Consider the following 24956-nt stretch of genomic DNA (forward strand, 5'->3'; position numbering starts at 1 on the left):
TAAAGAATTCAATTACAAATGCGCTTATTGTGAATCCCTTATTAATGGAGTTGGTAGCACCGATTTGGAGAATTTTCGGCCAATGAGCGCAAAAGGGGCCAATAATGAGTTTTCTCCTGATCATTATTGGTGGCTATGTTATGAATGGAAGAATATATTCTATTGTTGCCAAGCATGCAATCGCGCTAAGTCCAATTGGTTCCCTGTAGAAGGGAAGCGGGCTCCGGTAAAAATGTCTTATAATGAGATTGTTAAAACGGAAAGAAACCTATTAATAGATCCCTGCAATGAAGATCCGCAGGATCATCTTGAATTTAATAATCTGGGTATCGCCATTCCGCTTAGTACGAAAGGCGATTGGACTATCAAAATATTGCAACTTAACCGGAAGACGTTGATAAAAGCGAGGGTTAATGTTATAGATTCCTTAGAAAAATACATTCAATCTTTAATAATTTTCCTTGATAAATCTTCTTCCGCTGAATGGGATTTTATTTACAAATCATGGGAGAGGGAAGTTGGAGATATATTCTATGACAATTCCCGAAGTCCTTATGTAGGAACTGCGCGTAATTGTCTGAAAAGAGTATTAAATGTATGTGGAAGTGAGACGACGAATACCTTTTTTAAGTTTATTCGTAGAACCTTGCCTAAAGGAGTTAAGTCTGAATTTTATAGAAAGTTTGGAGATGAAATAATGTTTGATCCTGTTGTAACAAACAAGGTAAGCGAAAAAAAGAATTTGGTTGTTGAGGAAATACATTTCACAAAAATTGAAGTACCAATAAATCGTCTCATAATAGATCGGATGGTAATCAACAATTTCAGGGTTATCGAAGACATGGAAATTATCTTCCCCCATACCCAGGCTGATACCAATTTTAGTAAAAATGTGAGCAATATTAATAGCAGCGGCAACAATAATTGGCTGATGCTGTTGGGAGAAAATGGGGTAGGGAAGAGTTCATTCCTGCAGGCCATTGTACTTTCCCTGATGGGTAGCAAATACCTCGATAAGCTGGATATTAGGGCAAAGGATATTCTCAGACGCGGCGCTGAAAAAGGCTTCGTAAAAATATACACTACTGGCAGTGATGTTCCGATAGGCATTGAGTTCTCCAAACGAAGCGCTAAGATCATGTCCACGCATACCACTCCACAAGGCTACCTGCTGGCCTACGGTTCTACCCGGTTGTTGGTCGGTAAGAAGCTAAAACCCGAACCCAATGCTGTCACCCGAAATATCAGGGCCATGAACCTGTTCGATCCCTCCTATGCCCTCTATGGCAATCAATGGCTGGTATCCTTATACAAAACAAACCGTGAACAATTTGACTATGCCGCCCGCGCCATTATGGATATATTATCGGAGGAACTCGATGACCCGGAAGCCATGTTGAAGGTGGAAAAAGGCGAGGTGATTGTAACGCATACTCACCGGCCTCCCGATAAAATGAAGGAATTGAGCGATGGCTATAAATCCATTATTGCTACCGCCTGCGATATGATGAGCCTCCTGCTGCGTGCCGGCACCATGGAGAGTGCGGAAGGATTGGTAGTAATTGATGAAATAGGCACCCACCTGCATCCCCGCTGGTGCATGCGGGTGGTAGAAAGCTTCCGTAAAACATTTCCACACATGCAGTTCATTGCTACTACCCATGACCCTCTCTGTCTGCGTGGACTACAAAAAAATGAAGTGGTCATTTTCCGGAAAGACAAGGAAGCCCATAAGATATCTGCCATTACTGATCTTCCTGATCCTTCCAGGATGCGGGTTGACCAGTTGCTGACCTCCGAGTTCTTTGGCCTGAATAGTGTGATCGATCCTGCGGAGGAAAAAATGCTGAATGAATATCATTACCTGTTGAGTAGGGCGCGTCCTACCAGCAAACAGAAGAAGCGTATAGGGGAGCTGGAAACCGCTCTTAAACCTTACCAGGAGTTGGGAAATACTTGGAGGGAAGAGCTGTTGTACAAAGCCGTTGATGAAGTTGTGGCCATGAACAAGCTTAAAATGCCTGGGCAATATAAAGGGGTGCAAAAATACGAGACCAATGAAACCTCCGAAGAGTTAATAGTTAATGATTCTGGTGCTGAGTACCGTATCAAAAGTGATGACTTTCGCAAGCAGGCCGAAGCGGAAGTCAGGGCGCGTATTCGCGAAGTGTGGGATAAAAACACTAAACAGTGATCCATGTAGACCGCCATACAATACCTGTACCGCAGGAACTTACAAATCCTATGGGGAAGGCCATGCTTGAAAAGGAGCAGGCAAAATTGCATTTCACTTCCGCCAGTAAAAATGAGAAGTTTGATTTCTGTGCTTACAATAGTGATGAAGTAAAAATTGCATTGAAAAAGTTGTTCAATGGGAAGTGTGCTTATTGTGAAAGCCCTATTTTAACGGTAACGGTTGGCGATATTGAACATTTCCGTCCGAAGGCTGCTATTGTAACCGACAAAAAGAAGATGCTCAAACCGGGCTACTACTGGCTGGCTGCAGACTGGGACAATCTTTTACTGTCCTGCAATAACTGTAACCGTAAAATCACACAGGAGGAGTTTGAAGGGGGGGCTTTTACCATGGGTAAGGCCAACCAATTCCCTATCGATGATGAACGTGCACGTTGCAAATCGCACACTGGAGATCTTGCTAAAGAAGAAAAAGTGCGTCTGCTGATCAACCCCTGTACAGAAGACCCGGAAGAGTATCTCGAATACCTTGATAATGGCGCCATTAAGGCAAAAAACCAACCTGACCGGTTTAAAATAAAAAAAGCAGAACAGTCTATCAGCGTGTATGCCTTGTTACGTGATCCACTTGTAAAGGAAAGGGCTAAGCTCGTAAAAGATATTCAATATCATATCTCAGTTCTGCTCTCTACCCGTGAAGAAATCGTGAAGGCCAAAAAGGCAGGTATCAAGCCGTGGGAAGACAGTTGTTATGAAAGGTTAATGCAGACATTGGATAAGCTGTCGCAATATATTGCACCCGACCAGCCTTATTCAGCAATCGCCAAACAGTTCATTCAACCTATCCTGCAAGAAAATGGATTGTATTGATCACCGATGGCATGGTTTTTTAATTACTGCCTGATAAATCTTACAACATGAAAGATTGGCTTCGGGCGCTGATCGCTGGTTACGGCGCCTGGAAATGGGGAGGTGGTTGCCTCGGTACCATTGCTGTATTCCTGCTCCTTTATTGGATCTTAGGCTGGGGAGGATGCTAAGTTTTTACCTTGTTGCCTCTATGCCTTGCTGCCTTGTTGCCTTCTTTCCGGTACCTTCGCGCCGATGGAATACACAACGGCACAGATTATTGAGCAAACCCGGAAATGGATCACCGATGTAGTGATAGCCTGCAACTTCTGTCCCTTTGCAGCCAGGGAAGTAAAACGCAACAGCATCCATTACCAGGTGGAAACAGGCGCCGGCATAGAAAATGGTTTAACAGTGCTCCTGCAGGAATGCAAACGACTGGATGAACAGCCGGACATTGAAACCATCCTGCTCATTTTCCCGAAGGCTTTTACTGATTTTAATGAATACCTCGATCTGGTTGGACTTGCTGAAAAACTCCTGAAGAAAAAGGGCTATGAAGGCGTTTACCAGGTGGCCAGCTTCCATCCCAATTATCGCTTTGCCGGTGCGCCGGCTGATGATCCGGCCAACTTTACCAACCGGTCTGTGTATCCCATGCTACATTTACTGCGGGAGGAAAGCATTGAGCAGGCGCTTAAACGTTATCCCGACCCGGACAGCATACCGCAGAACAACATTCATTTCGCCCGTAACAAAGGCATTACCTACATGAAAATGTTGCGCGATAGTTGCCTCAACATATCCTGACCATCCCCGTCATATACGCCTATCCCCAAAACCGGTGAGGTACTTCCTTCCTTTATGGTATTTCCAATCCATCACCGCATAGTTAGTTTCGTGTACTAACATACATGCTATGCGAAGAATATTAAAATGGACAGGCATTATTTTACTGATCATTATTGCCGGGCTTTACATAACTGTGGAAGCAAGGCAGGACCTGAAATTTGAAGCCCCTTATCCCGCTGTAAAGACCAGTATGGACAGTGCCGTTATCGCCCGCGGTAAAAAATTAGTATTTGGACCGGCGCATTGTGCTAACTGTCATGTGCCGGCAGCGATGGCAGCAGCAGTGCTCCGGGGAGAGGAAGTAGCATTGACAGGGGGCAATGAATTTGCATTGCCGATCGGTAAACTGTATTCCAAAAACCTTACCCCGCATGAAACAGGTATTGGGGGTATGACAGATGGAGAAATTGCACGTGCCCTGCGCTATGGTGTCAATGCCAAAGGCAACGCCTTATTGGATTTCATGCCTTTCCACAATACCAGCGATGATGACCTGGTAGCTATTATTTCCTACCTGCGCAGCCAGCCACCAGTAAAGAGCGAAGTGCCCAGACATGAATTCAATTTACTGGGAAAAGCAGTGAAAGCTTTCCTGATAAAGCCTGTCGGCCCGTCAGGCCCCGTATTGCAATCCATTCAACCAGATACTACGGCGGAATATGGTCAATATCTTGCCAATAGCGTAGCCAACTGCCGGGGCTGCCATACCAACCGCGACCTGATGACTGGTGCATTCACCGGTGAAGATTATGCCGGGGGATTAAAGTTTGAAATGCCCACCGATTCCGGTATGTATTCTTTAACAACGCCCAACCTTACACCCCATGAAACCGGTCGCATAAAAGGCTGGACACAGGAACAGTTCATTGAGCGGTTTCGTATTGGAGCTGTTATTAAGGAATCGCACATGCCCTGGGGTCCATTCAGCCGCATGAGTGATGATGAATTAAAGGCGATCTATAAATTTCTGCAAACAGTAAAGCCGGTAAAGAACATTGTACAGCCCGGGCTGGTGAAGGAAAAAGAATAGTCCCCTAATTATTTTCTACCGGAACAATAATGGAGAGTGCATGGGGCTCAATAGTGGCTTCCAGGTCATTGATCTTTCCCAGGTATTCTCCATCTACCTGGAAATGGGTTTTGTGGCGCGACCGCACACTCACAGAGCGGGTCTTAAACAATTCGGTTTTCACAGGGTCGTAGGGCTTGTGTGATAAAAACATCTTAAAGATCTCGCCCGGTGATATCTTTTTGATCACCACAATCTCAAACAAGCCGTCGTTCAGCTTTCCCTCCGGGTTGATCACAGCGCCTGTTCCATACCGGCTGGCATTGGCCAGTACGATCATCTGCGCTTGCCGGTTTACATAGGCATTGTCGGTCTCAATCTTTACCTGCATCTTCCGGTTGCGCCATAGCACCCGCCAGGCAGCTTTTATATAACTCCACATGCTGCGGCGTTTCATGGACTCAAACGTTTTGACCACAAAAGCATTGAAGCCAATGTCGGACAGGTGTATACACAACTCACCATTTACACGGATCGTATCTATTTTGGTAACAAGCCCTTCTGTAGCTACCCCCAATGCAGCGTTTATATCTAAAGGTATGCCCAGTTCCTTGGCCATCCCATTCGCAGAGCCGCCGGGTATGATTCCCAGCGGCAGGTCGGTACCTGCCACTACTTCCGCCACCATTTTTACTGTACCATCGCCGCCCACCGCTATCACCCGTTGGGCCTGGCTGGCATGGATTTTTTGTTTTACCTGTTCTGTGTTGCAATTTTCCGGTAACTCAAAAATATCAGCCGTATGTGGCGAATTGCTAAAATATTGCCGGATGATGGAGTGCCAGTCGGTATTATTCGTTCCCGACCGGTGGTTTACGATAAAGAGTAGTTTTATAGGACCCGGCGTCATCATACCCGGTACTATGCAAAAACATTACCACATTGAGGCAAAACACTTAATAACCCGCCAATGGGTACCGTACAGGTGAAAATATATCATGGATATGGGCACACGCACGACCTCGTGCTGTATGGCCATGTGTTTAAGAACAAAGCCGTTGTAAGAAAACAGTACACCAGCCGGGTATGGCTCAACATTATACACCTGTTGCGTCTTTTTTGGGTAAAACCCTTTCCCCGGGCCCGGGTGCGGTTGTATTGGAAGGGAGGTTATATTAACACCTTAACGGAAGATGATGGTTTCTTTAAATTTGAATGGCAGTCCCAACATGAAATAAAAGCAGGCTGGCATGGGGTAAGGGTTGATTATATGGATAGGAAAGGTAACGCAGTTGCCACGGGTGAGGGAAAGATATATGTACCACATTCCACCCAGTATGCGTTCATCTCCGATATTGATGATACCGTAATGGTTTCCTATTCAGCTACCAAATTCAGGCGGCTGCGGGAACTGCTGATCAGGAATCCACGTACCCGGCAGCAGTTTGCCAAAGTGGCCGACTGGTACCAGCACCTGGCCATTGCCCAGGCAAATGTTACAACACCCAATCCCTTCTTTTATGTATCCAGCAGTGAGTGGAACTTATATAATTACCTGGTGGAGTTCTTTCGTTACAATAAACTGCCGGAAGGGACCTTCTTATTGAACCAGGTAAAAAGATGGTACGAGTTATTCAGGACCGGTAAAACAAAACATGCCGGTAAATTATTGCGGATAGCCCGCATAATGGAGGTATTTCCCAAACAACAGTTTGTATTGATAGGCGATAATTCACAACATGACCCTGATATCTATACCTCCATTGCCACCAAATACCCGAAAAAGATATTTGCTATTTATATCCGTAATGTGAGGCCTGAAAAGGAGGCGGCCACCCGGCAAACCTTAGCAACAGCAGAAGCAGCCGGCATTCATACCTTTTTATTTACTGGTAGCGATGAGGCCCGTGAACATGGACGGACCATTGGATTGATAGAGGCTTAGGGTGGGTCGCCTTCCCAAAGGCGGCTCACCCTAAGCCTAATTTTGTCCTATTCTCTCTTTGATCTCATCCGAAGCACTGCCCGTTCTGCGGGTAGCGCCTTTCAGGGGCTTACCAAAGCGCCAGCTAAAAGCCAGTGTCGCCACCCGGCTATCGCGGGTGAGCTTAAAATATTCTGTTGCGCCCTGAAAGCTTGTCCATCCCGCCATGGCCTGTGTGTAGAAAATATCGCGGATGCTGAGTTTAAGGCTTGCTTTGTTCTTCATAATCTGTTTGGCTACGCCCGCCGCTAACTGTCCGGTAGGGTCCAGCACTTCCTGCAGGTCATTCTGTGCACGGGTAATATAAAAACCGGAGAGTTCGGCAGACCATCCCTTTTTAAAACGGAACTGGTTACTGATATTCATACTCAGTTGCGTGATGGTAGCCGACAACGCGTTTACTACTACGCCTTCTATCTTTTTACGGTTGAGGTTGGCCTGCAGGGATGCCGACCACCAGGAAGTGGGAGCAAGCTGGGCGCTTACAGACAGGCCCACATTCGTCATCCTGCCCAGATTGCCTTCTGTATAAATGATCAACCCATTGGTATCAGAAAGAAATATCTGGGAGAAATAATCATTGGTAACGCTGTAGGACAAGGTAGTGATCAGTGTTTCCTTATACAGGTGGCTGAACTCGAAATTCCAGGTATACTGGGGACGGAAATAGGGATTGCCCGTTTGATATGTGTACTTGTTGATCAGGAATACAAATGGGTTCAGCTTTTGAAAAGCCGGCCTGTCAATACGCCTGCCGACGCTGAAGCTAAAAGTATGGGAGCTATCCGCCTGGAAGCTGGCAAAACCAGTGGGAAATAAACTGCTGTATTGCCTGGAAAAGGAAGAGTCTTTCCGGAAAGTATTGCCCAGTTGGTCAGCATCATAAGCCGTATGCTCAAAACGAAGGCCACCCTGTAAAGTCCAGCGTGATACCTGCTGCTGTGCATTCACATACAAAGCATGGATCGTTTCGGCATACAGGAAATGGTTCGTTTTATCGTAGTCGGGCTTCCATACATTACTTTCCAAATATTCATAGTCGGCCAGGTTATCCGTTTTCACATGCGATGTTTTCCAGCCCGTTTCCAGCTTCAGTTGTTTACCGATCAGTTGGGTATAATCAGCTTTGGCGGAAAAAATGCGCAGGGCAGAAGGCAGGTTGCCCCTTAACCCATCTGTATAATTCGTATTGCCGGTAAGTGTATTCAGGTAATACTGGCTGTTGTCAAGCTGATAGTCAAGATAGTCAATATCAGCGGACAGTTCCTTGTTCTCACTGAAGGTATGCCGGGCACTCACCGTGAAGCCGGCATTTTTCCAGCGGCTTTTATTATTACTGCTGGTGCGGATCACAGAATCCACCGTCTCATCCTTGCTCATCCACTCCCCGTAATTATTGCTGATCGTTTTACGGGAAGAGTGAAGACCGGTGACAGATACACCCAGCGTGGTTTTCCTGCTCAGGGAATAATCAACACCCACTTTCAGGTTATGGTTGCGCAGGGGACTGGTGATATAAGTGGGTTGTTCAAAACGGTTCGTGACCGTCTTATTGTCGTCTGCGTAATACCAGCGATAGGCGTATATATCTGTAAAGTATTGTGAGATATTATTGCTGTACGTGAGGTACAGGTTATAGTTGCCGTTGCGGTAATTCAGCAGCAGGCTGTTGTTGTTTTTATAATAACGCCCTTGTCCGTAGGCGAGGTTAAGATTGCCGTTAAAGCCCTTTACTTTATTCTTTTTGGTTTTGATATTAATAATACCAGCATTGCCTGCTGCATCATATTTAGAAGAAGGGTTTGTCATGATCTCTATCAGTTCAACCTGCGAAGCGCTTAATCCACCGAGGTAATTGGCCAGGTCAGTGGCCGAAAGATAGCTGGGCTTGCCATCCATCAGGATCAGCACATTCTGTTTGCCTTTCAGGCTGATCGTGCCATTGCGGTCAACCGTTACGCCGGGCGATTTCTCCAGTACCTCCAATGCGGTAGCGCCTACATTGGTTACAGCCGCATCTACGTTCACGATCGTACGGTCGGGCTTTAATTCGATCAGGGGTTTACGGGCTACTACTGTTACACCTGCCAGCATCGTGGCAGTGCGTTGCAGGCGTACAGGACCGGTTGTAAAAGAAGCATCGAGTGCAGGTAACGCTACGCTATGGGGCATATAACCCGTAGCTGAAAAAGACAGGAAATATTGGCCGGCAGGAACCTCTTCCAACGCAAAGACGCCGCTGTGATCAGTGCTGGTGATTTTAGCAGTAGAAGAGTCTGCCGATTTTAACAGCATCACCGTTACGGAGGGCAACAATTGCCCGGAGCTATCTGTAACAGAGCCGGAAATTTTGATGCTGACAGCAGGCTGGGCAGAAAGGGCATGACAGATTAAAAAGGATAATAAAGCGATTAGGCAGTTAGTCCACTTCACTGATCGGTCGTTTTAAAGTTGGTTGGCGATAAATGTCGCTTCTTTTACCCGGAAAAGCAGGTGCCGGGCGGCTTTTTACACAGACGGCAGGCGCCTGATAAAAGCTTTGGCGCTTATTTACATACCCATGCCGTTCTGCATAAGGTTGTTGCATAATTTGCAGTTGTGGTATCTTTTAATACGTATTAATTGCAAATATTTTGCAGTATTAGGCTGTTTTATCCTCAAAATACCCTATTTTTAGTTGCAAATATTGCAGGTAATTGACTATTAAACCATTCCCAACACTTATAAAAAAACCAAAACAATGAGCGCACAACGGAGAAATGCTTTAAAAAAACTGCTGGCTGTGGTGGCAGGTACGGTCGGAATAAAATCTTTGGCAAATGCAGAAACAGCCGAAGGAGCTGCCGGGGAGAAGGAAGTGTTTAATGTAGTGGAAGAGCAGCAGGTGCCTTTTTTTTCCATGGCTACCAAATTCAACGGCCTTGTCTTCATAGCTGGTAAAGGAGCCCATTTTGATGGCGATATCAAAGCACATACCGATCATGTGCTGAAAGAACTGGAAAAAGAACTCCTGGCAGCCGGTTCTTCCATGCAAAAAGTACTGAAAGTAAATGTATACCTCAATGACATTGCCGACTACAAGGCGATGAATGAAGTATACCGGGGACGATTTGGAGCAAAGCCTCCTGTACGTACCACTGTTGCCGTTGCCAAAGGCGGCGTACCGGGCGATTCCCTGGTGGAAATAGATTGTATTGCCTACGTATAATCAATAACCGGTCATCCCAAACTAACCAGCTTATGCAACGAAGAGAACTGCTTAAATACCTGTCCGCATTCCCATTGGCCGGCGGCGCGGCAAACCTTTCCGGGCAACCTGCTTGGGCATCACCATTTACCCCTTCTGCAAAGCGCGATATTTTTAAAGAACTGGGCGTGCGCACTTTCATCAATGCAGCAGGTACTTATACGGCCATGACCGGTTCGTTGATGCACGATGTGGTATTGGAAGCCATCTATGACAGTTCAAAAGACTTCTGCATGATGGATGAGTTGCAGGACAGGGCAGGGGAAAAGATCGCTTCCCTGGTACATGCAGAAGCGGCTGTGGTAACATCCGGCGCTTTTGCTGCTATGACCCTTGGCTTGGCTGGCATTCTTACCGGTATGGACCTCAAAAAGGTAGAACAGCTTCCCCACCTGGAAGGCACCGGTATGAAATCGGAAGTGATCTGCCAGAAGGCACATGAGATAGTCTACAACCATGCCCTGAAAAATACCGGTTGTAAAATAATCTATATAGAAACGATAGAAGAGTTGGAAAAGGCGATCAATGAAAAAACAGCGCTGCTTCATTTTCTAAACATCGAAGCGGACAAAGGAAAGATCGTGCATGAAGAATGGGTGGCCATCGGTCGTAAACACGGGATAGCGACTTCCATCGATATAGCAGCCGATGTGCCACCTTTATCTAACCTCTGGAAGTTTAATGATATGGGCTTCAGTTTTGTGGCCATATCAGGCGGCAAAGCCATCCGTGGGCCGCAAAGCGCCGGCCTGCTCATGGGGAAGAAGGAGATTATTGCTGCCGCCCGCTTACACATGCCGCCGCGTGGTTTCAACATTGGCCGGGGGATGAAGGTGAACAAAGAAGAAGTGATTGGTATGTACGTAGCGCTGGAAAAATACATCAACCAGGACCATGATAAAGAATGGAAGGTATGGGAAGCAGCCGTAGCACATATTGAAAGTGCCGTGAAGCAGGTGAAGGGGGTTACAACAAACATAACAGTCCCTCCGTTGGGCAATACTACACCTACCCTCGAAATAAGCTGGGACAATGCCACCGTGAAATTGACCGGGAAAGACCTGCAAACAAGATTGCGCAATGCTACTCCTTCCATAGAAATCGGAGGCGTACGGGATAACAGCATTGTGGTGACCGTATGGATGCTGAAACCCGGACAGGAGAAAATAGTGGCCACCAGGATTAAGGAAGAATTGGTGAAAGCTTAAACCCGGCCCATGCGTAAAACAACTGTACTCTTATTCCTCTTCAGTATCATCTTGTTTGTACAGGCCCAGCAATATGCTATCGTGATTAAAGGCGGGCATATTATTGATCCCAGGAACAATATCAATGAGCTCATGGATATAGCCATAAACGATAGCAAAGTGGTTGCCGTAGCAAAAAACATTGATGCCCGGCAGGCCATACAGGTAGTAGATGCCAAAGGCATGTATGTGACGCCGGGCCTGATTGATATACATGGTCATTTCTTTTATGGCACCGATCCTGATAATGCTTTCAGCAATGGCACCAGGGCTATTCCCCCGGATGGATTCACTTTTCGTGCCGGGGTTACCACTGTTGTAGATGCCGGCGGGGCCGGCTGGCGCAACTTTCCGTTGTTTAAAAAACAGGTGATAGACAATTCACAAACAAGAGTACTGTCATTATTGAATATTGTGGGAGATGGGATGAAGGGTATTTTGTATGAGCAGAACACCCACGATATGGATGCAAAGATGACGGCACTGGTGGCCAAACGTTACCCGGAATACATTGTAGGGGTTAAGGTGGCGCATTTTATCGGGCAGGAATGGACACCGGTAGAGGAGGCTGTAAAAGCGGGCAATGCAGCCGGTATTCCGGTAATGATAGATTTCGGCTCCAGTCAGCCCCAGCTATCCATTCAGGACTTGTTCCTGAAATACCTGCGGCCGGGCGATATCTTCACCCATTGCTTCGGCCAGCTAAAAGACCGGGAGCCGGTAGTAGATATCAATAATCAGCAAGTAAAGCCTTTTGTGCTGGAAGCGCAGCGGAAAGGCGTTGTTTTTGATGTGGGGTATGGAGAACTGAGCTTTACCTTTTCACAGGCCATCCCTGCTATCAGGAATGGGTTCTATCCGAATTCCATCAGTACCGATATTCATAGCAGGAGTATGAACCTGGCCATGAAAGACATGCTTCACGTCATGTCGAAATTGATGGCCATAGGCATGGACCTCCCAGGTGTTATTAAAGCTTCTACCTGGAATCCCGCCAAAGAAATAAAGCACGAAGAATTAGGCCATCTTTCTCCGGGCGCCATTGCCGATATAGCGATACTCAGTGTACGGGAAGGCAAGTTTGGCTATTACGACTATACCGGTTATAAAATAGAAGCTCCCCAAAAGCTGGAATGTGAAATGACCATAAAAGGCGGAAAGATCGTATACGACCTGAACGGGATTGCCACACCGGTAATTGTTATTAATCAAAAGAAATAGTTTAGGGATGAAATACATACCGGTCATTGCTATATCAGTTTTTGCTTGCATGGCGCCCTGCCTGCTACAGGCACAAACAATCCCCAAAGAAGAGTTGATCTTTTTAACGGCCGCCTGGAAGGGGGAGCGGTTTGCAGATGGACGGCCTAAAATTCCTGACGACCTGGTACGGCGAGCCAAAAACATTGCCATTGCCGATGTGTGGACCATACTAAGCAATGAAGGATATCATTGCCAGTTTGAAGGAAGCTGGAAAATGATACATGCGGATTCGCCGGTGGTAGGGCGTGCATTGACCGCTTCTTTCATGCCGGCCCGGCCCGATGTGGAGAAGAACATCAAAGAGCGAGGCAAAAAGGAAGGCCGCGTAGGCAACACCAATGCATGGCCCATTGACCGGCTCACGAAAGGAGATGTATATGTGGCCGATGGTTTTGGAAAAATAGCCAATGGTACACTCATCGGCAACAACTTAGGCAATGCGATCTATGCCAGATCGGGGAATGGAGTGGTATTCGATGCGGCAGCGCGTGACCTGGAAGGATTGCTGGCCATCAAAGGGTTTAATGCATTTGTGCGTGACTGGGACCCCTCTTATCTCCAGGATGTAGTCTTGATGGGATTGAATACGCCGATCCGCATGGGCCATGCTATTGTATTGCCCGGCGACCTCGTATTGGCAAAAAGGGAAGGCGTGATCTTTATTCCAGCCCACCTGGCCGAAAAGGTGATTGTTACCGCCGAGTTTATTATACTGAAAGACAAGTTTGGCATTAGCATGCTGAAAGAAGGGCGTTATACACCCGGTCAAATTGACAACGACTGGACAGATGCTATTAAACAGGACTTCCTGCAATGGCTCAGCAAGCATCCGGAAGAGATTCCCATGACACGCGCCCAGTTGGATGAATACATGAAGAACAGGACCTGGTAATTGCCTGCACTGGTATTTACATTAATCAAACTTTGCACCGGATAATTATGTACAGGATTGCTTTTTACGTTGCTGCCGTATTATTAATAGCTGCTGTTGTTCTATTGACAAAAGGTGCTGTTGACTATGGCGGTCCTTTGCTGATTGCTTTTTTCATCATGCTGTCTGTTGCGTTCAGGGGTTTTGCATTGCTCAAAGGATTTGCTTACACGGCCATCATCTTTGCAGCCGTTACCATGGCCTTGTTTTATCCCACGTATTTTGCTACCTGGTACGGGTTCAAGCTTACTACACTGATCACTCCACTCATACAACTCATTATGTTTGGTATGGGCACGGAAATGGGTGTTAAAGACTTTGCCGGTATTATCCGGATGCCCAAACCAGTGCTGATCGGCCTGGCCGGCCATTTTACATTTATGCCGCTGATGGGTTTTGCATTGGCGCGGCTATTTAACTTCCCGCCCGAAATTGCAGCCGGTGTGGTGCTCATTGGCAGTATGCCCTGTGGCATGGCCTCCAATGTTATGTCGTACCTGGCCAATGCCAACTTAGCACTGTCTGTTACACTAACCGCCATCGCTACCTTATTATCTCCTTTGATCACTCCTTTGTGGATGAAATTCCTGGGAGGTCAGTTCATTGAAGTCAATGTATTGGCCATGATGTGGGATATTGTAAAAATGGTGGTTATTCCCATTGGCGCCGGCCTTCTATTCAACCGGTATTTCAAAGGAAGGATTACCTGGCTGGATAAAGCCGTGCCGCTGGTGTCTATGTTTGGCATTGCTTTTATCATCGTCATCATTACTGCCTCCGGCAGGAATAGCCTTGTACTGATAGGGCCTGCACTCATTGCCTGCGCCCTGATCCATAACACCACCGGCTATCTATTCGGGTATTGGGTAGGCCGCTTGTTCCGGTTAAGCGAGCGTGATTCACGCACCATTGCTATTGAAGTGGGTATGCAAAATGGCGGACTTGCTTCCGGGCTCGCCAAAGAAATGGGCAAAGCTGCAACATTGGGATTAGCGCCGGCCATATTCGGACCCCTGATGAATATTACAGGATCAATACTGGCCTCCTGGTGGCACCGGCATCCGCCCAATGATAAGGAGCAGGCCGATATATCTTTACAACCAGATGCTGTGGCACAAGTAAGGTAATGGCTTACAGGCTATTTTATACTGGCTACCTTAATGGGCGAATAACTATGTTTATACAGGCCCGTTGCCTGTGTATTGGCACCCCAACCCATCACAGTCCCATCCGGCAATAAAGCAAACCCTGAACCATTGGCTGATTTGATAGCGGTAGCATTGGTGATAATGGGTACGGGCAAAGGCGTGGAATTAACATCCGGACGCTTCGCGCCCATAGCGCCTACTTCACCCCAACCCCATGCTTTGATGCTGTCACCCTTCAGCAAGGCAAAGCAGGTGGTGCCGGCTGTTATAGCGATTGCATTATTGATACCCGGCACTTTGAGCGGTACGGCGCTGAATTCATGTTGATTGTTGCCGCGCGTTCCATTGGCCAGTTGTCCCTTGTAATTTTTACCCCATACCCAAACAGAGCCGTCTGCCAGCAGGGCCATACCGCCATCCTCATATCCTGCAATGGCTATCGCATTCTTTATGTTTGATACAGGTACCGGGGCAGCTACGTTTTCGGTAGTACCATTGCCCAGTCGCCCATGTTTTCCATTGCCCCAGGTCATTACAGTGCCATCTGCCAGTAAAGCCATCGCGCCGGATATAGCAATAGCATTGGTAATGCCTTTCACCGCTACAGGTATCGGCCTGCCGGAGATTCTGGCGGTTGTCATCTCACCGGTCAACTCTTTACCATCGCCTGTCATACCGCAATTGCCCACGCCCCAGGCTTTAATCGTTCCATCAGCCAGTAAGGCAAAAGAGGTTTTGGCGGCAGCGCTCACCTGTATGGCATTCGTAATGCCGCTCACCTGTACGGGTGTTTGACTCTCCGATTTCTTGGCAGCGGTCAATGCCTGGTTGCCCAGTTGCTGGTCGTCATTACGCCCCCAGGTCCATACTGTGCCGTCTTTTTTAACGGCCACCACATGAAACAGGCCACCAGCTATGCCTGCCACATTGTCAATACCTACCGGCTCCAGTACTCCGCCGGGCCTGAATGATTGTACCGTGCCATCGGCCATCAGTATATAATGCACTACCACACTGCGCGCGTCGGAGATGATCATCGTAGCCATCCATCCTTGTTGCGTGGTGCTAAGTGTTTTAACGGGCGACTGCGCTACGCCGGTAGTGATGAAGATAAATAGTGCCGTGAGCAGACTGTACAATGCTTTCATGGGAGTTATTTTAAGGCAGAGGTGACCTTTCGCCCGCTTCGCGCAGAAAAGGTGTCACCTCTCCGGCAAACAAAAGTATAGCCTTGCATAGCCGCCTGCTATTGCCTTATTGGTCAATTGAACAATACGCTGTATGAAGCGTAGGGATATTACCTGATTAGTTTCTGCTCCGCACTTATTTATTAACTTGTGGTCATTACCATGGCATCCGATAAACTACCCGAAGTATGGCTGCGCGGTCCCCTGGAGGGGATACCTGCTTTATTGCAGCCCGTGGCGCATGCCCTGTTGCAGGCGCAGGAAGAAATTCATGATAGGCTGCAGGATTTTCCGGAAAGCCTCTTGTGGGAGCAACCCGCAGGCGTGGCATCGCCCGGCTTTCACCTGCAGCACATACCCGGTGTACTGGACAGGCTGTTTACCTATGCTGATGGGCGCATGCTGTCAGATGAGCAACTGCATTACCTCTCCCTGGAAGGTAAAATAACGGAAGGGGTTCGACTGTCTTCCCTGCTGGAAACACTGGATGTGCAGGTCCGGCAATCCATAACGCGACTGAAAACGATCGACCCCGATACACTCACAGCCGTGCGGGGCGTGGGCCGTAAACAGGTGCCTTCTACCGTGCTGGGACTGCTTTTCCATTCCGCCGAGCATACTATGCGGCATACCGGCCAGTTGCTGGTAACCGTGCAGGTATTGAAGGCAAAGCAAGGTGAATAACTCAGCCCGGATAAAACCTTCCTTCCCCTTATCTTCGCCGCCTGAAAAAAATGGACAATGACAGGACTTGATGGCGTAGTACTGCAAAAAGTGATGGTGCACAAAGTGGGCAATCCCTCGCGCGGAGAAGAATTAAAGCTTTCTGAAAACCCGCTTACCCTGAATGATGAGATTGTACAGGGGCTGCTCACCAAATACTTCCTGGGTGCTTTTAATGAAAATGAACTGTTCCGGTTCACCCACCTTAGTGATGTGAACCTGAATGAAGTATATAATTACGTGCGTACCATTTTTGATGATACGGATACCTTTATACCACAGGCTGCCCTGCTGGCGCAATTCCTGTACAGCAAATCTACCCATACCAAGGTAAAGGAAGGGGAACTGTACGTGGTGCTGTTCGACCGGGTATTGTTTGAAAAAGAATACGTACGGGCCATCGGCATCTTTAAGTCGGAGACCAAAGAAACCTTCCTCAAAGTATTCCAGCATGGCAAAAGCTGGGAAGTAATTCAGGAAACGGGCATCAATATCAATAAGCTCGATAAAGGCTGCCTGGTTTTCAACACGAATACAGTAGATGGATATAAGGTATGTGTGGTAGACAGTACCAACAAGCAGAATGATACCCAGTACTGGGTCACTGATTTTTTGCAGGTACAGCCTTATGCCGATAGCTATCACCATACCGATAAATACCTGAGCCTTTGCAAAACCTTTGTGACGAATGAGTATGCGGAGAAATTCGATGTAAGCAAGAGCGACCAGATAGACATGCTGAATCGTTCGATGGATTATTTCAAGACCAAAGAACAGTTCAACCTGCAGGAGTTTGCCGATGAGGTCATTCACCACCCGGAAGTAGTGGATACCTTCATGGCTTACAAGAAGAACTTTGAATCGGCCCGCAATTTTGAAATAGAAGACGAGTTTGATATCAACCTCTCGGCGGTGAAGAAACAGCAAAAGGTATTTAAAACAGTACTGAAGCTGGACAAGAACTTTCACATCTACATCCATGGCCGCCGTGACCTCATCGAAAGAGGCGTTGATGAAATGAGCGGCAAGAAGTACTATAAGATCTATTATGACGAGGAGACCTGATTGCCTTTATATACTTTAATAACTTTTAATGTCCGGTCTGTACTTCCTTATGGCCGGAAATCTATCGAATACTTTATCTTCATCGCTGCATTTGTAAAGCAGCCATATGAAGAAATTTACCTTATTCGTCCTTCTCCTTGCCAATACGATTGCCAAAGCACAATTGCCGGTTGATCTCTCCGGTCTCCAAAAGAATAGTGGTGCTGTAGCTACTGTCCGGAACAACGTATTGGATATTAGCTGGCAGGCCGGTAAATCAGAAAAGGCAAAATTGCTCATCAGCCTCGATCAGCAGCAGCCCCTATTCAAAAGCATACAACTTACCAGTCAGGGAGTGTTTAAAGAAATAGCCGCCGGGTTAGATCCGGCCTTTATTATTACACTGGGTAAGCGTGACCTGGTTTCACAGAATGGCTGGAATATCTTCTTCGACCGGGTGCCACAGAAGCCTTATCAGGCTTATCCCCTGCAGTTTGAAAAACGCAGCGCCCGGGTAATCAGCAACGGTTTCCGTACACAGATCATTATTTCACAGGTGGCGGCAGCTTCTTTCAGTGGCGATATAGAGATTACCCTATACAAAGGAAGTCCCTTGTTCAATGTGGCGGCCGTGATCTCCACAGCAATGGATTCTACTGCTTTATTATACGATGCCGGATTGGTAAGCCGTAACCAGTTGTGGAATAAGGTAAGCTGGTCGGATGTTGATAACACCATGCAGTCAGTGATGCCCGTGGCCACCAGGCCCGCCAAAAACCAGGAAGTAAAATACAGAACTATTATAGGAGAAGGGCAGGGAGGTAGCCTGGCTTTATTCCCGGCGCCTCACCAGTACTTTTACCCCCTGGATGAAGCCTTCAACCTGAAATTTACCTGGCATGGCAGCAATTACCGCGATATGATCAAGGGATACGGTATTGGTATCCGGCAGGACCTCTTTGGTGATCGCCGTTATGTACCCTGGTTCAATGCCCCGCCGGGTACAAAACAACGCCTTCATTTCTTTTGCCTCCTGAGCACACAGAAAGCCGGTAAGGCATTAACGGAGGTAAAGCGTTTTACGCATAATGATCAATATCCCGCTATGCCCGGTTATAAAACCATGGCCAGCCATTTCCATATTGAACATGTGCAGGATGTGCTGGGCAATAAGCCCATACCCGAAACGCCCAACTTTGTGAAGGTGTTTAAAAATACCGGTGTTGATATTGTTCACCTGGGCGAGTTTCACGGACCAGGACATCCGAAAGGTCCGGTCAATGAACGTTTACCGGAACTGAAAACATTGTTTGATGAATGCGAACGTTTGTCCGATACCAGCTTCCTCTTACTGCCCGGCGAGGAACCGAATAACTTCCTGGGCGGTCACTGGATGAATTTCTTTCCTAAACCCGTGTACTGGATCATGTCGCGCAAACCGGAAGAGCCTTATGTAGAACAGGACCCGAAATATGGAACAGTATATCGCATTGGCAACAAAGAGGAGATGCTGCAATTACTCCAAACCGAAAAAGGGTTGGCCTGGACAGCCCATGCCCGTACCAAAGGATCTACCGGTTATCCGGATAAATACAAAAACGAAGCCTTCTTTATATCGGACCGTTTCTTCGGTGCTGCCTGGAAAGCAATGCCGGCCGATCTTTCACAGCCCTATCTCGGTAATCGGCGGATATTGGACCTCATGGATGATATGGCCAACTGGGGCCATCGAAAGCATGTGATTGCTGAAGCAGATCTTTTTAAAATAGAACCACATTTTGAAGTATATGCTCACCTGAATGTGAACTACCTGCAACTGGATACCCTGCCTTCCTGGAAAAGTGGCTGGCAACCTGTATTGGATGCGATGGAACAGGGAAAGTTCTTCGTGTCTACAGGAGAGATCCTGTTGCCCCGGTTCAGGGTGAATGGTAAACGCTCTGGTGAAACGGCACACCTGCAGCAGGGCAAAGCAGCCATAGCTATAACAATAGACTGGACATTCCCCTTGCAATACCTGGAGATTGTTTCAGGTGATGGCGAACAGGTATACCGGGAACATATTAATCTAAATAATACCGAAGCTTTCGGCAAAAAGGAATACCAGTTCTCCCTTTCATTGGCCAACCGTAAATGGGTACGGATAGAAGTATGGGATGCTGCTGCCAATGGCGCCTTCACACAAATGGTTTGGCTCGATCAATAAAGTCCCGGTTATTTTTCGGGTTTCTTTCATAAAAATACCCGAAGTTTACCGGTAACCTTACTGGCTGCATATGAAGCAATGGATTGTTTGTTGTTTACTGCTTGTTATTGGTGCTACCGTCCGGTGCCAGACCAAAACAGATAGCCTGCTGATGGAACTGAACAAGGTTATTAGCGAAGCTGCCCGGTATGATGAGGCAAAAGTGCAGGCCATTCAGCAATTAAAACAATCGGCCGGTAAGATCCCTGCCACTGACCTTCCTGCCCGTTTCAACCTCTACTTACAGTTATATGACGAATACAAGATCTTCCGGTATGATTCTGCTTACAACTATGCCCGTAAGCTGCAGCAAACGGCCGACCTCCTGGGCGATCCGCTGCGCAGCGACCTGGCACGTATGAAGCTCGGCTTTATCCTCACTTCCTCCGGTATGTTTAAGGAAGCCTATGATTCATTGCAACCCATCCGCCTCGACCATTTTCCCGATAGCCTCAAGGCCGAATATTATTCCCTCATGGCCCGCTATTATTATGACCTGGCCGATTATGACAATGACCAATACCATACGCCGGCCTATATCAAAAAGGGAACTGAATATATTGATTTGGCACTGCAATTATTTCCGCCATCCTCTTTTGCTTTCAACTATTACAGCGGGCTCAAACACATTCGTAATGGCAGACGGGAGGAAGCAGGACGTTACTTTCAGCTCCTCATGCAAAACCCATCGCTCACCCATCATGAACTGGCCCTCACCGCTTCCACCCTCAGTGATAACTATATCCAGTTCGGGGAAACAGATACGGCCATTCACCTGCTTACCCAGGCGGCCATAGCAGACATCAAGTCCTCTACCAAAGAAACCGCTGCTATCTTTAACCTGTCCTCCCTGCTGTTTAAGCAGGGTGACCTGAAAAGCGCTTCCACCTACATAGAAAAGGCTCTGAACGATGCCTTTTCCTATGGCGCCCGCCAGCGGAAAATACAGGTAAGCGCTATCCTGCCCCTGATCGAAGCGGAAAAAATGAACCGGGTGGAAAATGAAAAGAGAACCCTCATCACCTACGCGGCTATTGTAACCTTGCTGCTGGGAGTGCTGGTGGCGCTCATCATCATCATCTTCCGGCAACTCCGCAAACTGAAGATCGCCCAGCAGATCATTACGGAAGCCAATAGCAGGCAACAGGAGATCAACAATAAACTGTCTGAAGCCAACAAATTCAAAGACGAATACATTGGCTATTTCTTTAATGGCAACTCTGAGTTCTATGCCAAAATGGAGAAATTCAAAAAGAACCTGGAGGTGAAAGTGAACGACCGCAAACTGGAGGAAATACGCCTGCTGGCCAATACCATCAATATCAAGAAGGAAAAAGAAGAACTGTTAAGCAACTTCGACCGCATCTTCCTCAAACTCTTCCCTCACTTTATTGAAGAATTTAATGCCTTATTTGCCCCCGAAAACAAGATACAGCTAAAAGAAAATGAGCTGCTGAATACCGACCTCCGCATTTTTGCCCTCATCCGCATGGGTATTCATGACAGTGAAAAAATTGCCCGCATCCTCGAATATTCGGTCAATACCATCAACACCTACAAAACCAGGATCAAGAACAAATCCCTAATCCCCAACGAAGAGTTTGAACACCGGATCATGGAGATCAAGAGCCTCTGAGTGGATGGTTTATGACCTTTTCAGGGCTCAATTTCATTATATAGTGTAATAATTAATGTGATAGCAAACAATTAGTAATCAATAATTAATAATCTTCCTTCATCCCCTGGAGGGCATTATTTCTTATACTTTCCCTATATAAGTTGGAATCGTTTGCTCCTGCCTGTTTCTTTGGTATCCTAAACGGGTACTATACTTACCCATAAGCCATCACCTGACGATATAATCACTTAATCTTAAACTACTGCCATGCAAACAAAACGATTGCTACCGCAATTCCTTTGTAGTTTTCTTTTCCTGCTGACACTACAGGTTGTCCGGGCTCAGGACAAAATCATTACAGGTACTATTACAGATGAAAAAAATGCCCCTTTGTCGGGCGCTTCCGTTGCCGTGAAGGGTTCCAAAACCGGGGTAAGTACCGGCGCCGACGGCAGCTTCCGGATCACCATACCGGCGTCTGCCACCACGCTGGTTGTTTCTTATGTAGGATACCAGGAAGCCGAAGTAGCCATCGGCTCCAAAACAGTGGTAGACTTTTCCCTGCAGCCCTCCGTTAAATCCATTGACGCAGTGGTAGTGGTAGGGTATGGCACCCAACGTCGGAAAGATGTGACCGGCTCCGTATCTTCCGTTTCTGGTACGCAGCTCAAAAACCTGCCCGTTACCAATGTTACAGAAGCGTTACAAGGCAGGGCTGCCGGCGTGGAAATTATTAAGAATACAGGTCAGCCCGATGCACAACCTACCATCATCATCAGGGGACTGTCGTCCCTGCACCAGCCCGGTCCGCTATATATTGTAGACGGGATACGGGTACCGGCAGACAACATCAATGTGCAGGACATTGCTACGATCGACATCCTGAAAGACGCCAGCGCTACGGCTATTTATGGTTCTGCAGCGGCAGGCGGTGTGATCGTTATCACTACCAAAAAAGGCAGCGGCAGCAAACCCACCATCAACTTCAATGCGCGTTTTGGGGTCACTAAACCCAAAGTGATCACCCTGCTGAATAAGGCGGAATACATCAGAATGGAGAATGTATTGCACCCCACTTATTTTGCCAATGCTACGCAGACGGATACCCTGGCCGATATAGACTGGACAAATGCCTTGTACCGCGACGGAACAGAACAAAATTATAACCTCTCGATATCCGGTTCTTCGCCCGTGGTGAGTTACCTGCTTTCCGGTTTCTACAACAAACAGGATGGGATCTACATCCGGAACTATTCCAATATCGGCGGCGCCCGTATCAATACAGATTATAAGCTGGGCAAGTTCCTGAAGATCGGGGAACAACTGGCGGTATCGAGGCGCAAGACAGCTCCCTTGGGGCAGGTGGAATCACAGCTCAAGATCGCGCCTTTCCGCTCCCTGCCGATCATCCCTTTCTATGAGAAGGATGGTCGTATCGGTTCGGTACCGTCGGGATATGGTATCAACTTTGGCGGCCCCAATCCGCTGGGTGTAGTGAACGCAGCAGACATCCAGAACTTCCGCAACAATATCCAGGCGAATGTATACGCAGAAGTGAAGCTGCCGCTGAACCTGACCTTCCGTACCAATATCGGGTACAATTATTATGATGAATCACAGGACTACTTCCAGGACAATCCCAACTTTGGCCCTGGTACACCTACTTCCAATTCATTGACCAAGTCCAGCATCCGCAGCAGCCAGTTGCTCACCAACTACCTGCTCACCTATGATCAGGCTTTTGGCAACCATAACATCAATGCGGTGGCCGGCTTTGAGCAGATCGTTTCCAAATGGAATAACCAAAGCACTACCATGAGTGCAGTGGGCCTGCCTGGTTTCTCCTTCATCCAAACTTCCAACTCGGCCATCAGCACCTTTGGTAAGAACGATCCGAATGGCCTGGTGAAATCCTTCTTCGGACGCATCAACTACAATTACGATGGCCGTTATTACATATCCGGCTCTTTGCGTGAGGATGCCAACTTCACCGTCTTTGGTCCCAACAGGCAGCGGGGTACTTTTGGCGCTGTGTCTGCCGGCTGGAACATCAGCGATGAAGGCTTCTTCAAAGACAACGTAGACTTCATCAATGTGCTCAAACTGCGCGGCAGCTACGGCACCTTGGGTAATAGCAATATTCCTCCTTATTATTACCTCGCTTCCTATGCACAGTTCAATGGTACCAGTGGTATCGCCAACGGTGGACAGAACTTTGCCCCCGGCGCACCACTGGTGATTGCCAATTCCATCAATGCCATTCCCAATCCCAACCTGCATTGGGAAACGGTATACGAGACAAACATCGGCATAGATGCTGAATTGCTCAATGGAAAATTATACTTCACGGCAGAATGGTACAATAAGAAAACAGAAGATATGCTCTATGCCCTGCCGCTGCCCAACAGTTCGGGTTATATATCCCCTTACTTTGTAAACATTGGCCAGGTAAGCAGCAAAGGGGTAGACCTGCTGCTGGGGTATAAGGATAAAAAAGGCGATTTCAGTTATGATATAAGTATAAGCGCCGGCTTCAACAGGAATAAGGTACTGGACCTGAACGGTATTACCAATGATGCCCTGTATGATGGCCGCAATTATTTCAACAACTCCGATCAGAGTGGTTATAACCTCATGGGTACAGCTCCGCTCACCGTTACCAAAGCGGGTCTGCCATTTGGTTCCTTCTATGGCTACAAAGTGCTGGGCATTTTCCAGACAGATGCCGCCGCCGCCGGTCAAAAGGTGAATGGTAAAGCAGCGCATGCAGGTGATCTTATTTTCGAAGACCTTACCAAGGACGGTAACATTACTGCTGATGACCGGCAGGTGATCGGTAATCCCAATCCTAAACTGGTATATGGCGCCAACATCCGCCTTGGCTGGAAAGGGATTGATGTAGCCATGCTCTTCAATGGGGTAGCTGGTGTGGACCTGTTCAACGGTGTAAAAGCTTACCAGCAATCGCGCTTCTCCGATGGCAATACCACCACCGCTATCTTCAATGCTTCTTTCTTTGGCAACGATCGTCTTACCAATCAGCCGCGTATCACGGCCCCCGATGGTACGATAGATCCTAATGGCAATTACAATTCAGTGAACAGCTATTTCGTGGAGAATGGCAGTTACCTCAAGCTGAAGAACCTGCAGGTGGGTTACACTTTTACCAGCGATATCCTGCGCCGGGCAGGTATCCAGAGTGCGCGCATCTTTGGAATGGCCAACAACCTGTTTGTGATCACGAACTATTCCGGTGTGGATCCTGAAATTGGCAGCGCTTATTCCATTCAGTCTGCCGCAGGTTTTGTAGGCACCACCGTAGGAGTAACTACCAGAGGGGTGGATGCCGTACCACAGTATCCGCAGAACAGGATCTTCTCTGTAGGCTTTGACATTACTTTTTAATGCCCTCA

At 47.5% G+C, this 24956-nt stretch carries 19 protein-coding genes; 16 read left to right on the top strand and 3 right to left on the bottom strand.

What is annotated here, in order from left to right; genetic code table 11:
• Window positions 1-808: 808 nt before the first annotated feature.
• The 5 genes from HB364_RS08825 to HB364_RS08840 all read left to right on the top strand — a co-directional run bounded on the left by HB364_RS08825 (window position 809) and on the right by HB364_RS08840 (window position 4927).
• The gene (locus tag HB364_RS08825; protein ID WP_167287519.1) at window positions 809-2194 is read left to right on the top strand and encodes an AAA family ATPase; all 1386 of its coding nucleotides are present in this window, start codon (window positions 809-811) and stop codon (window positions 2192-2194) included.
• A complete protein-coding gene (locus tag HB364_RS08830) occupies window positions 2191-3066 on the top strand; it encodes a retron system putative HNH endonuclease (RefSeq protein ID WP_167287520.1) in 876 nt (291 codons plus the stop codon). Before HB364_RS08825 ends, HB364_RS08830 begins: the two co-directional genes overlap by 4 nt.
• Window positions 3067-3113: 47 nt before the next feature.
• Entirely contained in the window at window positions 3114-3236 is a 123-nt protein-coding gene (locus HB364_RS33305) for a hypothetical protein (RefSeq protein ID WP_262889759.1), read from the top strand.
• A gap of 64 nt (window positions 3237-3300) precedes the next feature.
• Window positions 3301-3855, top strand: coding sequence for a DUF1415 domain-containing protein (locus HB364_RS08835; protein WP_167287521.1), 555 nt, complete (start codon window positions 3301-3303; stop codon window positions 3853-3855).
• Between the two features lie 109 nt (window positions 3856-3964).
• On the top strand, window positions 3965-4927 hold the full coding sequence (locus HB364_RS08840; protein ID WP_167287522.1) for a c-type cytochrome: 963 nt from the start codon (window positions 3965-3967) through the stop codon (window positions 4925-4927).
• Between the two features lie 4 nt (window positions 4928-4931).
• On the opposite strand, the gene HB364_RS08845 is transcribed toward HB364_RS08840, so the two are convergent.
• A complete protein-coding gene (locus tag HB364_RS08845) occupies window positions 4932-5819 on the bottom strand; it encodes a diacylglycerol/lipid kinase family protein (protein ID WP_208419877.1) in 888 nt (295 codons plus the stop codon).
• Window positions 5820-5876: 57 nt separating this feature from the next.
• Between HB364_RS08845 and HB364_RS08850 the strand changes: the two genes are divergently transcribed.
• A complete protein-coding gene (locus HB364_RS08850) occupies window positions 5877-6851 on the top strand; it encodes an App1 family protein (RefSeq protein ID WP_167287523.1) in 975 nt (324 codons plus the stop codon).
• A 36-nt stretch (window positions 6852-6887) separates the two neighbouring features.
• Here HB364_RS08850 and HB364_RS33490 read toward each other — a convergent pair whose 3' ends face one another.
• A complete protein-coding gene (locus tag HB364_RS33490) occupies window positions 6888-9323 on the bottom strand; it encodes an outer membrane beta-barrel protein (RefSeq protein WP_167287524.1) in 2436 nt (811 codons plus the stop codon).
• A 307-nt stretch (window positions 9324-9630) separates the two neighbouring features.
• Between HB364_RS33490 and HB364_RS08860 the strand changes: the two genes are divergently transcribed.
• Genes HB364_RS08860 through HB364_RS08880 form a run of 5 tightly spaced genes read left to right on the top strand, consistent with a single transcriptional unit; the run spans window position 9631 to window position 14705 of the window.
• Window positions 9631-10098, top strand: a complete 468-nt coding sequence (locus HB364_RS08860; protein ID WP_167287525.1) for a RidA family protein — start codon at window positions 9631-9633, stop codon at window positions 10096-10098.
• Between the two features lie 32 nt (window positions 10099-10130).
• Window positions 10131-11345: an aminotransferase class V-fold PLP-dependent enzyme gene (locus tag HB364_RS08865; RefSeq protein WP_167287526.1), complete on the top strand. Its 1215-nt coding sequence runs from the start codon at window positions 10131-10133 to the stop codon at window positions 11343-11345.
• Between the two features lie 9 nt (window positions 11346-11354).
• On the top strand, window positions 11355-12605 hold the full coding sequence (locus tag HB364_RS08870) for an amidohydrolase/deacetylase family metallohydrolase (RefSeq protein WP_167287527.1): 1251 nt from the start codon (window positions 11355-11357) through the stop codon (window positions 12603-12605).
• 7 nt (window positions 12606-12612) lie between these two features.
• Window positions 12613-13539: an RraA family protein gene (locus tag HB364_RS08875; RefSeq protein WP_167287528.1), complete on the top strand. Its 927-nt coding sequence runs from the start codon at window positions 12613-12615 to the stop codon at window positions 13537-13539.
• A gap of 47 nt (window positions 13540-13586) precedes the next feature.
• The gene (locus HB364_RS08880; RefSeq protein ID WP_208419878.1) at window positions 13587-14705 is read left to right on the top strand and encodes a bile acid:sodium symporter family protein; all 1119 of its coding nucleotides are present in this window, start codon (window positions 13587-13589) and stop codon (window positions 14703-14705) included.
• Window positions 14706-14716: 11 nt separating this feature from the next.
• Here the strand turns inward: HB364_RS08880 and HB364_RS08885 are convergent, their stop codons facing one another.
• Complete coding sequence (locus HB364_RS08885) at window positions 14717-15874, bottom strand: RCC1 domain-containing protein (RefSeq protein WP_167287529.1); 1158 nt, start codon at window positions 15872-15874, stop codon at window positions 14717-14719.
• 201 nt (window positions 15875-16075) lie between these two features.
• On the opposite strand from HB364_RS08885, the gene HB364_RS08890 reads away from it, so the two are divergent.
• From HB364_RS08890 to HB364_RS08910, 5 genes are all read left to right on the top strand, one after another.
• Window positions 16076-16597 (top strand): DinB family protein, encoded by a 522-nt coding sequence (locus tag HB364_RS08890; protein WP_167287530.1) that lies wholly within the window; start codon window positions 16076-16078, stop codon window positions 16595-16597.
• Between the two features lie 57 nt (window positions 16598-16654).
• Window positions 16655-17701, top strand: a complete 1047-nt coding sequence (locus HB364_RS08895; RefSeq protein ID WP_167287531.1) for a nucleoid-associated protein — start codon at window positions 16655-16657, stop codon at window positions 17699-17701.
• Window positions 17702-17807: 106 nt separating this feature from the next.
• Complete coding sequence (locus HB364_RS08900; protein ID WP_167287532.1) at window positions 17808-19886, top strand: CehA/McbA family metallohydrolase domain-containing protein; 2079 nt, start codon at window positions 17808-17810, stop codon at window positions 19884-19886.
• A gap of 70 nt (window positions 19887-19956) precedes the next feature.
• Window positions 19957-21561, top strand: a complete 1605-nt coding sequence (locus HB364_RS08905; RefSeq protein ID WP_167287533.1) for a DUF6377 domain-containing protein — start codon at window positions 19957-19959, stop codon at window positions 21559-21561.
• A 249-nt stretch (window positions 21562-21810) separates the two neighbouring features.
• Window positions 21811-24948 carry a SusC/RagA family TonB-linked outer membrane protein gene (locus HB364_RS08910; protein WP_167287534.1) on the top strand — a complete coding sequence of 1046 codons (3138 nt, stop codon included), beginning with the start codon at window positions 21811-21813 and terminating at the stop codon, window positions 24946-24948.
• Window positions 24949-24956 lie beyond the last annotated feature (8 nt).

It is taken from the genome of Paraflavitalea devenefica (assembly GCF_011759375.1).
In the GTDB taxonomy this organism is placed as follows: Bacteria; Bacteroidota; Bacteroidia; order Chitinophagales; family Chitinophagaceae; genus Paraflavitalea; species Paraflavitalea devenefica.

Bases quoted from the DNA above. Each gene is read 5' to 3' on its own strand.
- HB364_RS08825 (WP_167287519.1), top strand. From the start codon at position 809: ATGGTAATCAACAATTTCAGGGTTATCGAAGACATGGAAATTATCTTC.
- HB364_RS33305 (WP_262889759.1), top strand. From the start codon at position 3,114: ATGAAAGATTGGCTTCGGGCGCTGATCGCTGGTTACGGCGCCTGGAAA.
- HB364_RS08835 (WP_167287521.1), top strand. From the start codon at position 3,301: ATGGAATACACAACGGCACAGATTATTGAGCAAACCCGGAAATGGATC.
- HB364_RS08840 (WP_167287522.1), top strand. From the start codon at position 3,965: ATGCGAAGAATATTAAAATGGACAGGCATTATTTTACTGATCATTATT.
- HB364_RS08845 (WP_208419877.1), bottom strand. From the start codon at position 5,819: ATGATGACGCCGGGTCCTATAAAACTACTCTTTATCGTAAACCACCGG.
- HB364_RS08850 (WP_167287523.1), top strand. From the start codon at position 5,877: ATGGGTACCGTACAGGTGAAAATATATCATGGATATGGGCACACGCAC.
- HB364_RS08860 (WP_167287525.1), top strand. From the start codon at position 9,631: ATGAGCGCACAACGGAGAAATGCTTTAAAAAAACTGCTGGCTGTGGTG.
- HB364_RS08865 (WP_167287526.1), top strand. From the start codon at position 10,131: ATGCAACGAAGAGAACTGCTTAAATACCTGTCCGCATTCCCATTGGCC.
- HB364_RS08870 (WP_167287527.1), top strand. From the start codon at position 11,355: ATGCGTAAAACAACTGTACTCTTATTCCTCTTCAGTATCATCTTGTTT.
- HB364_RS08875 (WP_167287528.1), top strand. From the start codon at position 12,613: ATGAAATACATACCGGTCATTGCTATATCAGTTTTTGCTTGCATGGCG.
- HB364_RS08880 (WP_208419878.1), top strand. From the start codon at position 13,587: ATGTACAGGATTGCTTTTTACGTTGCTGCCGTATTATTAATAGCTGCT.
- HB364_RS08885 (WP_167287529.1), bottom strand. From the start codon at position 15,874: ATGAAAGCATTGTACAGTCTGCTCACGGCACTATTTATCTTCATCACT.
- HB364_RS08890 (WP_167287530.1), top strand. From the start codon at position 16,076: ATGGCATCCGATAAACTACCCGAAGTATGGCTGCGCGGTCCCCTGGAG.
- HB364_RS08895 (WP_167287531.1), top strand. From the start codon at position 16,655: ATGACAGGACTTGATGGCGTAGTACTGCAAAAAGTGATGGTGCACAAA.
- HB364_RS08900 (WP_167287532.1), top strand. From the start codon at position 17,808: ATGAAGAAATTTACCTTATTCGTCCTTCTCCTTGCCAATACGATTGCC.
- HB364_RS08905 (WP_167287533.1), top strand. From the start codon at position 19,957: ATGAAGCAATGGATTGTTTGTTGTTTACTGCTTGTTATTGGTGCTACC.
- HB364_RS08910 (WP_167287534.1), top strand. From the start codon at position 21,811: ATGCAAACAAAACGATTGCTACCGCAATTCCTTTGTAGTTTTCTTTTC.